The organism is Gallibacterium genomosp. 1, from assembly GCF_001678575.1.
GTDB lineage: Bacteria > Pseudomonadota > Gammaproteobacteria > Enterobacterales > Pasteurellaceae > Gallibacterium.
Genome location: NZ_JTJP01000028.1, coordinates 1 through 11027, shown reverse-complemented (window position 1 = coordinate 11027; position 11027 = coordinate 1). Strand labels below are relative to the sequence as shown.

The window sequence follows — 11027 nt, the reverse complement described above, 5'->3', positions numbered from 1 at the left end:
TTGTCAAAATAGGAAAATAGTAGTAGTAGTAGTAGTAGTAGTAGTAGTAGTAGTAGTAGTAGTAGTAGTAGTAGTAGTAGTAGTAGGTGATGATAGCAAACGTTTGCGTCAGGGCAAATACTATTTTTTTAAAACTTAACCGGTTATTTTATTTACTAATAATCTGTTCTTTATTACTTTTTTTCTAACTTAAAATAATTACCTATTTATAGGTATAAAATAAACTATCGTTACTTTTTAATAGGGAAAAACAATGAGTAAATATGGTTTTTTCTATTAAAGTGCTTTCTATCTAACTTTATTAACAAACAAAGAAACTTATTGTTTTTTAGTCTGTAGTACTGAGGTTATTATTTCCTAATAAGAAACAAACCTTTCACAAACTTGCTATTCATTTCTTATTTTTATAACTCTACAATAAAACACACAAGTAAAGATTAAAAATAAGGAACATATTATGTTATATATCAGAAAAGCAAATGAACGCGGACACGCAAACCACGGTTGGCTCGACTCTTACCATACTTTCTCTTTTGCCGGATATTATGATCCAAATTTTATGGGATTTTCGAATTTACGAGTAATCAACGAAGATCGTGTTGCTTCGGGTCAAGGATTCGGCACTCATCCACATAAAAATATGGAGATTCTTTCTTATGTTTTAGAAGGCACTATCGCTCATAAAGACAGTATGGGTAACGTACAACAACTTCCTGCGGGTGAATTTCAGATTATGTCCGCCGGCACAGGTATCACCCATTCGGAATTTAATCCGAGCGATACAGAAGGATTGCATTTTTATCAAATATGGATTGAACCGAACGAATTAAATATCAAACCTCGTTATGATCAAAAAGCATTTCCTGCTCAAGAAGGGGCAACGCTCATCCTTTCACCAACAGCGGAAAATGGTTCATTCAAGGTGTATCAAGATATGAAGTTATGGCGTTATCAGCTTTCCGCCGACAAGACAGAACAGATTACATTGAACTACAATCGCAACTATTGGTTACAAGTAGTAAAAGGGGATTTAACTATAAACGGTAAAGTCGTTCATACTAGTGACGGCATTGCCATTAGCCAAGAAACATTGCTTGAAATCATCACCAAAACCGATGTCGAGTTTTTGTTGTTTGATTTGGTGTAATTTTAGATAAGAAATGCGGTTTTACCGCATTTCAATAAATAAAACTATATTTCTTTATTTGAAACATCATCTTTTAACCAACCTAACTCTTCTGAAACAGAGTTAGCTGTATTTATCAGTGGTTGTAAAATATGAGAATGACCTAATTGACCTAGTTTTATTGTAGAGAGAGAAATTGATATTGCATATTGAATTTTATTCTGAGCATTAAAAACTGGTGCGGCAATACAGGATATTCCTAGCTCATTTTCCTCTCTATCCATAGAAAAACCGTTTTGACGAATAATCATAAGCTCTTGTTGCATAACGGAAATATTAGTAATCGTGTTATAGGTTAATTGTTCAATAATTTTGTTACTTCTCTCCCAATAGTCAGCCAATTTTATTGATTCATCATATGCCAAAAATAATTTTCCCATTGCTGAACAGTACAACTGCATATACTGACCAATATAAGAACGAGTTCTCATCATACCTGTTGTTGGTTCAAGCTTATAGATCAAAATAACTTGATCACCATCTCGATAAGAGAAATTAACTGTTTCTCCTAATTCTAAATTTAATCGTTCTAAATGAGGTGCAGCAACATTAATTATGTTCATAGAAGATAAAACTTTTTGGCCTAATGCAAGACACTTTGTCGATAAGCGATAACTTCCAGAGGCAAGTGCAGGTTTCACAAATCCAGCAGCCTGTAAACTCTGTAATAAACGATGCGTTGTACTTTTGTTTAATTGAGCTATATCCGCAATACTAGCTAAAGGACAACCATTTGGATAATTACTAAGAATATCAATAAGATGAAGTCCTCTTACCAAACTCTGACTTCCTGCAGTTTTTTCTTCTGTTTTCATACTTTGTTCATACCCTATTATTTCAATATTTTTAACACCATTCCAGTAAGTATATTACTATGACTTTATAAAAATTTTATACATCTTCATCAATATATTAAATGTTAAGCAATGAGATATAGATCACAAAATTAAAATAGATCTTTCTTTCACTGTTGACTAATCTCTTTTCAAGTTTATTATTTGAAATACAATTTTATTATATGAAATTAAAGGTAAAGAAAATGAGAGTGAGTTACCAAGAATTAAAATCTGAATTCAAACGGGTGCTATTATCTAAAGGCGTAAATGAACAAACAGCTGAAGATTGTGCAACTATGTTTGCTGATACTACTCAAGCAGGAGTGTACTCTCACGGAGTCAATCGTTTCCCTCGTTTTATTCAACAATTAGAAAAAGGAGATATTCACCCAGAAGCACAGCCAACAAAAGTTCTCTCTTTAGGTGCCATTGAACAATGGGATGCTCATCAAGCCATAGGTAATTTAACCGCGAAAAAAATGATGGATCGTGCAATGGAAATTGCTGATGAATTTGGGATTGGTGTAGTCGCATTAAAAAATGCTAATCACTGGATGAGAGGTGGTGGTTATGGTTGGCAAGCCGCAGAAAAGGGTTATATCGGAATTTGTTGGACTAACTCTATCGCAGTTATGCCGCCTTGGGGAGCAAAAGAATGTCGAATAGGAACTAACCCTTTAATTATTGCTATCCCAAGTAACCCTATCACTATGGTTGATATGTCTTGCTCTATGTACTCTTATGGGATGCTAGAGGTTAATCGTTTAGCCGGTCGCCAAACTTTCGTTGATGCGGGATTTGATGATGAAGGTAATTTAACACGTGATCCAGCTACTGTTGAAAGAAACCGTCGTTTATTACCTATGGGATTTTGGAAAGGATCCGGCTTATCTATCGTCTTAGATATGATCGCAACTTTATTATCTAATGGGCTTTCCGTTGCTGAAGTAACAGAAGAAAAGGACGATGAATATTGTGTATCTCAAGTATTTATTGCTATTGAAGTTGATCGGCTAATTGACGGTAAAACAAAAGATGAGAAATTAAATCGTATCATTGAATATGTAAAAACAGCTGAAAGGGCAGATCCTAACGTTGCAGTTCGCTTACCTGGACACGAATTTACAACATTATTAGCTGAAAACAAAGCAAACGGCATTCCGGTTGATGATACAGTTTGGCAAAAACTAAAATCCTTATAACAATTCTTATTGTTATGTCGAAACTTTATTAAGGAGGAATATTTATGTTTTTCGGTCACATCCGGCAATTAGAATTATCTTACTATCCAGAAGCAATTCAAAAAGCGCTTCTTTTTCTGAAAAATACTGATTTTAACTCATTAGCTGTTGGTCATTATCCAATTGAAGGAGACAAGATTTTTGCACAAGTTTTGGATCTAACAACTCAGGAAAAAGAATCTATTTTGCCGGAAGCCCATAAATGTTATTTAGATGTCCAATATTTACATAGTGGTCAAGAATTGATTGGGGTTACTGTAGATATTCCTCCTAAAGATATTGCGATTCCCTATAATCCAGATCGCGATATCTTATTCTATAAAAATGTCCCATATGAAACTATGTTGGTTATGAGACCAGGTAACTTTGCTATCTTCTTTCCTCAAGATATTCACCGTCCCGCTTGCATTGATCAGGAAAGTTCTTCTATTAGAAAAATTGTAGTAAAAGTATCAATAGACTTACTTAAGTGAGGTTTTTTATGGATAAATTTAACCTTTTCACTAAAAAGCTATTGGAAATTTGCGTTGCTGTTATGCTAGCTGTTATGTCATTTTTAGTATTTTTAAATGTAGTTCTTCGCTATAGCTTCAACACTAGTCTTACAATGACAGAAGAACTTTCACGTTTTTTATTTATTTGGGTTATTTTTTTAGGTGCAATTCTAGCTTTTGCAGAAAATGCCCATGTTAATGTTTCAGTACTTTCAGACAAATTATCAAAAAAAGGGAAACTAATTCTTTCTCTATGTACAAACGCTCTTATGCTTATTTGTTGTTACCTTATTTTTATCGGTAGTTATCAACAGATGGTTATCAATTGGCATAACTATTCTCCAATATCAAGTATTCCTACAGGTATCAGTTTTTTAGCAAGTACTACCATGAGTTTTGGTATTGGCTTATTAATTATTTCTCGTCTTATTGTTAATATTGCAACTCTTTTTAGGGGAGAAAAAGTATGACAATTTTTATTTTTCTAACTGTTCTCCTTAGCAGCATTTTTCTGGGTATTCCCGTTGCTTTCTCATTAATCGTCTGTGCTATTGCACTTATGATTCATCTTGATGTATTTGATCCACAAATCCTGGCACAAAACCTAGTTAGTGGTGCTGACAGTTTTTCCCTACTTGCTATCCCTTTCTTCGTTTTAGCAGGTGAAATAATGAATGAGGGGGGATTATCAAAACGCATTATTGACCTACCAATGAAACTTGTTGGGCATAAACGTGGAGGGTTAGGTTTTGTAGCTATTATTGCTGCAATGATTATGGCTAGCCTATCCGGTTCTGCCGTTGCTGATACTGCCGCAGTTGCTGCAATGTTAATTCCGATGATGAAAACAACCGGTTATCCAATTCACCGCTCTGCTGGGTTAATAGGAGCCGCTGGCATTATTGCACCAATCATTCCCCCATCAATTCCATTTATTATTTTTGGTGTAACAAGTGGAGTATCTATTACTAAGCTCTTTATGGCAGGTATTTTCCCTGGCGTTTTTATGGGGTTATGTTTAGCTGTACTTTGGGCTTGGCAAGCTAAACGATTAAATTTAATGACTTTTTCTAAAGCCTCCAAACAGGATCTCTGTATATCATTCAAAAATAGTATTTGGGCTTTATTACTTCCTGTAATCATTATAGGTGGTTTTAGATTAGGTATTTTTACTCCTACTGAAGCTGGAGCAGTAGCAGCATTTTATGCATTATTTATATCACTTTTTGTTTATAGAGAGCTTAAAATTTCCCAGCTATATAAAGTTTTGGTTTCATCAGCAAAAACAACGTCTGTTGTAATGTTACTAGTAGCTGCTGCTCAAGTATCCGGTTGGTTAATTACTATCGCTGAACTGCCACAACAGATTACAGAACTTCTCGAGCCTCTTTTAGATTCACCAACTTTACTACTATTTGTTATTATGGCAGCAGTGTTTGTTATCGGTATGGTAATGGATCTTACTCCTACTGTTCTAATTTTAACGCCTGTACTAATGCCGCTTGTTGAAGAAGCTGGTATTGATCCCGTTTATTTTGGGGTCTTATTTATACTCAATACATCTATTGGATTAATTACGCCTCCAATTGGTAATGTATTAAATGTCATTACCGGTGTCTCAAAATTACCGTTTGATCAAGCGGCTAAAGGCATCTTCCCTTATATGTTTATGTTATTGGGCTTGTTAATACTCTTTATTTTCTTCCCAGCGCTCATTTTAGAACCTTTCCATTGGCTACAACCTTAATTTAAGGAGAATCATATGAAAAAACTAACTGCTTTTTTTGCCAGTTTAACTTTAATAGCAGCTACTGTAAGTGTACAAGCAGAAACTACTTTACGTTTTGGTTATGAAGCACCAAGAAGCGATACCCAACATTTAGCTGCAAAAAAATTTAATGAGTTACTTAAAGAAAAAACTAAAGGAGAAATTAAGCTATCACTATTTCCTGACAGCACATTAGGCAATGCCCAAGCTATGATTAGTGGAGTCCGAGGAGGAACAATTGATCTTGAAATGTCAGGATCGCCGAACTTTAGTGGGTTAGTACCTAACCTCAATGTCATTGATATTCCTTTTATTTTCCAAAATAAAGAACATGCTTATCGTGTTTTAGATGGTGAAATCGGACAAGGTCTTTTAAAAGAATTAGAAGATAAAGGATTAAAAGGATTAGCTTTCTGGGAAGTAGGCTTCCGTTCTATGACCAATTCGAAACATCCTATCCATACACCTGAAGATGTAAAAGGATTAAAAATTCGTACTAATCAAAACCCTATGTATGTGAAAGCCTTCCAATTGTTAGGTGCGAATCCAGTTCCAATGCCACTTTCAGAGTTATACACTGCATTAGAAACACGAGCTGTCGATGCCCAGGAACATCCTATCGGTATTGTGTGGTCTGTAAAACTTTATGAAGTACAAAAATATCTTTCATTAACTAATCATGGTTACACACCATTACTAGTGGTAATGAATAAAGCGAAATTCGATGGACTTTCTCCAGAATTACAGCAAGCCATTATTGAAGCAGCTCAAGAAGCAGGTAAATATCAACGTGAACTTAATGCTAAAAAAGAAATTGAAATCCTAGACAAAATGAAGAAGGCAGGCGTTGAAGTTGTAGAACAAGTTGATATGAAACCTTTCAAAAATGTGGTTGAGCAACCTGTTCGCCAATTCTTTATAGAAAAAAATGGTGACTCATTAATTAAAGCAGTTGATGCATTAGCAAATTAATAATGGAGTATAATGGGGGAAGTCTCATCCCCCATTACCCAAAGCGGAGAAAAATAAATGGCATTTTGGTTAGGTATAGATTGTGGTGGAACATTTATTAAAGCGGGAATTTATGATGATTCAGGAAAAGAATATACGACTTTCCGACAGAGCTTAACCGTAATTAGCGAAAATCCTGGTTGGGCTGAACGTGATTTAAATGAATTATGGTCTGCCTGTATTGCGGTCATTAAAGGCGTATTAAATCAAGAAACAATTAACGCCGATGACATTAAAGGTATCGGTATCTCCGCCCAAGGCAAAGGCGTTTTCTTACTAGATAAACAATTACAACCTTTAGGAAAAGGAATCCTATCTTCTGACCAACGTGCATTATCAATTGTTAAACAGTGGCAACAACAGGATATTCCAACAAAATTATATCCACTCACTCGACAAACATTATGGACTGGGCATCCCGTTTCTATTTTACGTTGGCTAAAACAATTTCAACCTGAACGCTATCAAAATATTGGTGCTGTTTTAATGTCTCACGATTATTTGCGTTTTTGTCTTACAGGTAAATTAGGCTGCGAAATTACTAATATTTCAGAATCTAATTTATATAATATGGAAACTGGTCAATACGATATTCAATTAGCTAAATTACTTGGTATTGATGACATCATTTCTTGTTTTCCTCACATCATTAATTCATCTGAAATTGCTGGTTATATTACACCTGAAATCGCAAAAATAACTGGATTATCTGTCGGTACTCCTGTAGTGGGGGGACTATTTGATGTCGTGTCAACTGCCTTATGTTCTGGTATCCAATGTGAATCAGTTAATCAAACGACCACACTTAACATCGTATTGGGAACTTGGACTGTCGTAAGCGGAATTACTGACTATATCGATCAAAGTCAGTCATTCCCATTTGTATATGGACGTTATGCTCAACAAAATCAATTTCTTGTACACGAAGCCAGCCCTACTTCTGCTGCAAATTTAGAATGGTTTACTAAGCAATGGTTAAATCTCGACTATAACAAAATTAATAATATGATTGAGGAATTACCTAAAGCTGAAAGTAGTATTTTATTTGTACCCTTTTTATATGGTTCAAACGCAGGTCTCGGAATACATTCCGGCTTTTATGGCATTCAATCGATTCACTCTCAAGCTCATTTATTACAAGCTATTTATGAAGGTGTCATATTTAGTTTAATGACGCACTTGGAACGAATGCTTCAACGATTTCCACAAACTAAAACGATCAGATTAACAGGCGGACCAGCCCGTTCTCCTGTATGGCGGCAAATGTTAGCCGATATCAGTGGACTACCACTGGAAATTCCTTCTATATCAGAAACTGGATGTCTAGGTGCTGCATTAACTACGATGGTTGGTAGAGGTATTTATCCCGATTTTGCTACTGCACAGAAGAACCTACAACACGAAGTGATTAAGGTACAACCTGATCACAATGTATATGAAAAATACCGTAACAAATATCAAAAATATACAAAATTTGTTCAAGCATTAAAAACTCTTGAAAATTAATTATAAAATAGGTGATTTTATGACAAAACCTTTATTGCAATTAGCTCTTGATTGCCAAGAAATGAATACCGCATTCACCAGTATAGACACAGTAAAAGATCATATTGATATTATTGAAGTAGGAACAATTCTTGCCTTTGCTGAAGGAATGTCCGCACTAAAACAATTAAAACAGAAATATCCGAACCACATTCTTGTTTGTGATATGAAAGCCACTGATGCGGGTGCTGTACTTGCCAAAATGGCTTTTGACGCAGGAGCAAATTGGATTACTGTTTCAGCCGCTGCTCATATTGCCACTATAGCAGCAAGTAAGAAAATTGCTGATCAATATGGTGGCGAAATTCAAATTGAACTTTATGGACATTGGACATTTGAAGATGCAAAACAATGGGTTGATTTAGGAATAAAGCAAGCAATTTATCATCGCCCTCGCGATGCCGAACTTGCTGGAATAGGTTGGACAGCAAATGATTTGGAAAAAATATCTAGTTTATCTAAACTAGGATTACAACTTTCTATCACCGGTGGCATTACTCCAGAATCAATCTCTTTATTTGCCCCTTTTAATGTAAAAGCTTTTATCGCCGGACGAAGTTTAACCGGAAATAATGGTTACCAAATGGCAAAAAACTTCAAAAATGCTATCCAAAATAATTGGTCATCATAATAGATATTAAGGAATTAAATATGAGAACACATAAATTAGGTATTTATGAAAAAGCTTTACCAAAACACCTTAGCTGGCAAGATCGTCTTTCTACCGCTAAAGCTTGTGGCTTTGATTTCGTAGAAATTTCTATTGACGAAACTGATGAACGTCTTTCTAGACTAGATTGGAGCAAACAAGAGAGAATTGAAATTGTCAAAGCAATTATCAACACTGGGATTACAATACCGTCTATGTGCCTTTCAGGGCATAGACGTTTTCCCTTTGGTTCTCATGATGAAAAAACAAGACAAAAAGCTTATGAAATTATGGAAAAAGCTATTCAATTAGCAGTTGATATTGGTATAAGAACAATACAATTAGCTGGTTATGATGTTTATTATGAAGAACAAGATGAAGGTACGATTAAACGCTTCCAACAAGGTTTGGAATGGGCTGTAAAACTGGCAGCAAGCAATCAAGTGACACTTGCGGTCGAAATTATGGATACTAAATTTATGAGTTCTATCAGTCGTTGGAAGTTGTGGGATAACTTAATTCAATCACCATGGTTTACCGTTTATCCCGATATTGGCAATCTATCTGCTTGGAATGATAATATTGAAGAAGAATTACGACTTGGTATCAATAAAATTTCTGCAATCCATCTAAAAGATACTTTTAAAGTAACAAACGATTGCAAAGGTCAATTTAGAGACGTTCCATTCGGTCAAGGTTGTGTTGACTTTGTTAGCACTTTTAAAATCTTAAAAAGTTTAAATTATCGTGGTGCTTTCCTTATTGAGATGTGGACAGAGAAAGCTGAAGAACCGATTTCTGAAATTATTAATGCTAGACGTTGGATAGAAAATAAAATGAAAGAAGGAGAATTTGAATGTTAGAACACTTAAAACAACAAGTTTTTGAAGCAAATTTAGATTTACCAAAATATGGACTTGTCACTTTTACTTGGGGGAACGTTAGTGGCATTGATAGAGAGAATAATCTTGTCGTTATTAAACCCTCAGGCGTAAGCTATGACACTATGACTATCAATGATATGGTGGTCGTTGATTTAATAACAGGCAAAGTTATAGAAGGCAATAAAAAACCATCTTCTGATACTCCAACACATTTAGAATTATATCGACAATTTCCGACTATTGGCGGTATTGTCCATACACATTCACGCCACGCCACTGCTTGGGCTCAAGCAGGTATAGATTTAAAAGCATTAGGAACAACGCATGCAGATTATTTTTATGGTGCAATTCCTTGTACTAGGAAAATGACAGAACAGGAAATTAATGGTGAATATGAGTTAGAAACGGGGAAAGTTATTGTTGAAACATTCCTGAATAGAAAGATCGAAGCCAAAGATATTCCGGCAGTATTAGTACATTCTCACGGACCATTTGCGTGGGGAATAGATCCTCACAATGCCGTTCATAATGCTGTTGTATTAGAAGAAATTGCTTGTATGAATTTATTTACTTATCAACTAAATAGTAAAATTGACTCAATGCAACAAGTGCTATTAGATAAACACTATTTACGTAAACATGGTAAAAATGCCTATTACGGACAGTAAATAGCTATAGATACTTTAATAGAGTCTCTTTTTCTTAAATTTTAAAAGATTAGATATTTTGTTCTATATAGTGTGGATTTTTTGTTCAAAACTGATTAAATTAGCTATTGTTAATTTATTGTTAGAAACACAAGGCGAGGTATGATATGACAGTAACAAAAACTCCACCTAAAGGAAGTAAATTCCTAAGAACTGTTGAATGGCTAGGGAATGCACTGCCCCATCCAGTAACATTATTTGTGATTTTAATTACTTTACTATTAATTGCATCAGCATTAGGAGAATATTTTGGAGTTTCTGCTATAGATCCTCGTCCTGAAGGAGCTAAAGGACGTAATGTTGATGGGGTAATTTATGTAGTTAGCCTATTAAATCAGGAAGGATTAATTAAAATTCTCACCAATTTGGTGAAAAACTTTACCAACTTTGCTCCTCTCGGTACAGTATTAGTTGCAATGCTTGGTGTTGGAATTGCTGAGAAATCAGGGCTAATTTCTGCCGCAATGCGTTTGCTCGTGTTAAAAGCTCCACGAAAACTTACTACATTAGCTGTAGTTTTTGCTGGTATTATGTCGAATATGGCTGCTGAATTAGGCTATTTAGTACTTATTCCGTTAGCTGCAATTATTTTCCATTCTTTAGGGCGACACCCATTAGCAGGCTTAGCCGCTGCATTTGCTGGGGTATCAGGTGGTTATTCTGCCAATTTATTATTGGGTACTATTGATCCATTATTAGCTGGGAT

Annotated in this window: 12 protein-coding genes; 11 read left to right on the top strand and 1 reads right to left on the bottom strand. The window is 35.0% G+C overall.

Features of this window, described 5'->3' with window-relative positions; all coding sequences use genetic code 11:
• Nucleotides 1–457: 457 nt before the first annotated feature.
• Nucleotides 458–1147: a pirin family protein gene (locus tag QV04_RS06295; protein ID WP_065231559.1), complete on the top strand. Its 690-nt coding sequence runs from the start codon at nt 458–460 to the stop codon at nt 1145–1147.
• A 44-nt stretch (nt 1148–1191) separates the two neighbouring features.
• On the opposite strand, the gene QV04_RS06290 is transcribed toward QV04_RS06295, so the two are convergent.
• A complete protein-coding gene (locus tag QV04_RS06290) occupies nt 1192–2001 on the bottom strand; it encodes an IclR family transcriptional regulator (RefSeq protein ID WP_065231558.1) in 810 nt (269 codons plus the stop codon).
• 224 nt (nt 2002–2225) lie between these two features.
• On the opposite strand from QV04_RS06290, the gene yiaK reads away from it, so the two are divergent.
• The 10 genes from yiaK to QV04_RS06240 all read left to right on the top strand — a co-directional run.
• Nucleotides 2226–3224 (top strand): 3-dehydro-L-gulonate 2-dehydrogenase, encoded by a 999-nt coding sequence (yiaK, locus tag QV04_RS06285; protein ID WP_039136787.1) that lies wholly within the window; start codon nt 2226–2228, stop codon nt 3222–3224.
• A 44-nt stretch (nt 3225–3268) separates the two neighbouring features.
• Nucleotides 3269–3736, top strand: coding sequence for a YhcH/YjgK/YiaL family protein (locus QV04_RS06280; protein ID WP_039136789.1), 468 nt, complete (start codon nt 3269–3271; stop codon nt 3734–3736).
• 8 nt (nt 3737–3744) lie between these two features.
• Complete coding sequence (locus QV04_RS06275; protein ID WP_065231557.1) at nt 3745–4227, top strand: TRAP transporter small permease; 483 nt, start codon at nt 3745–3747, stop codon at nt 4225–4227.
• Nucleotides 4224–5504, top strand: coding sequence for a TRAP transporter large permease subunit (locus QV04_RS06270; RefSeq protein WP_065231556.1), 1281 nt, complete (start codon nt 4224–4226; stop codon nt 5502–5504). The genes QV04_RS06275 and QV04_RS06270 overlap by 4 nt, the downstream gene beginning before the upstream one ends.
• 15 nt (nt 5505–5519) lie before the next feature.
• On the top strand, nt 5520–6497 hold the full coding sequence (locus QV04_RS06265; RefSeq protein ID WP_065231555.1) for a TRAP transporter substrate-binding protein: 978 nt from the start codon (nt 5520–5522) through the stop codon (nt 6495–6497).
• 57 nt (nt 6498–6554) lie between these two features.
• Nucleotides 6555–8042, top strand: a complete 1488-nt coding sequence (locus QV04_RS06260; protein WP_065231554.1) for an FGGY-family carbohydrate kinase — start codon at nt 6555–6557, stop codon at nt 8040–8042.
• A 19-nt stretch (nt 8043–8061) separates the two neighbouring features.
• Entirely contained in the window at nt 8062–8712 is a 651-nt protein-coding gene (locus QV04_RS06255) for a 3-keto-L-gulonate-6-phosphate decarboxylase UlaD (protein WP_065231553.1), read from the top strand.
• A gap of 20 nt (nt 8713–8732) precedes the next feature.
• Nucleotides 8733–9593 carry an L-ribulose-5-phosphate 3-epimerase gene (locus QV04_RS06250; protein ID WP_065231552.1) on the top strand — a complete coding sequence of 287 codons (861 nt, stop codon included), beginning with the start codon at nt 8733–8735 and terminating at the stop codon, nt 9591–9593.
• Entirely contained in the window at nt 9587–10282 is a 696-nt protein-coding gene (gene araD / locus QV04_RS06245) for an L-ribulose-5-phosphate 4-epimerase (RefSeq protein ID WP_065231551.1), read from the top strand. Before QV04_RS06250 ends, araD begins: the two co-directional genes overlap by 7 nt.
• Nucleotides 10283–10428: 146 nt before the next feature.
• The coding region (locus QV04_RS06240; protein ID WP_197494805.1) for an AbgT family transporter at nt 10429–11027 on the top strand (599 nt) is incomplete at its 3' end.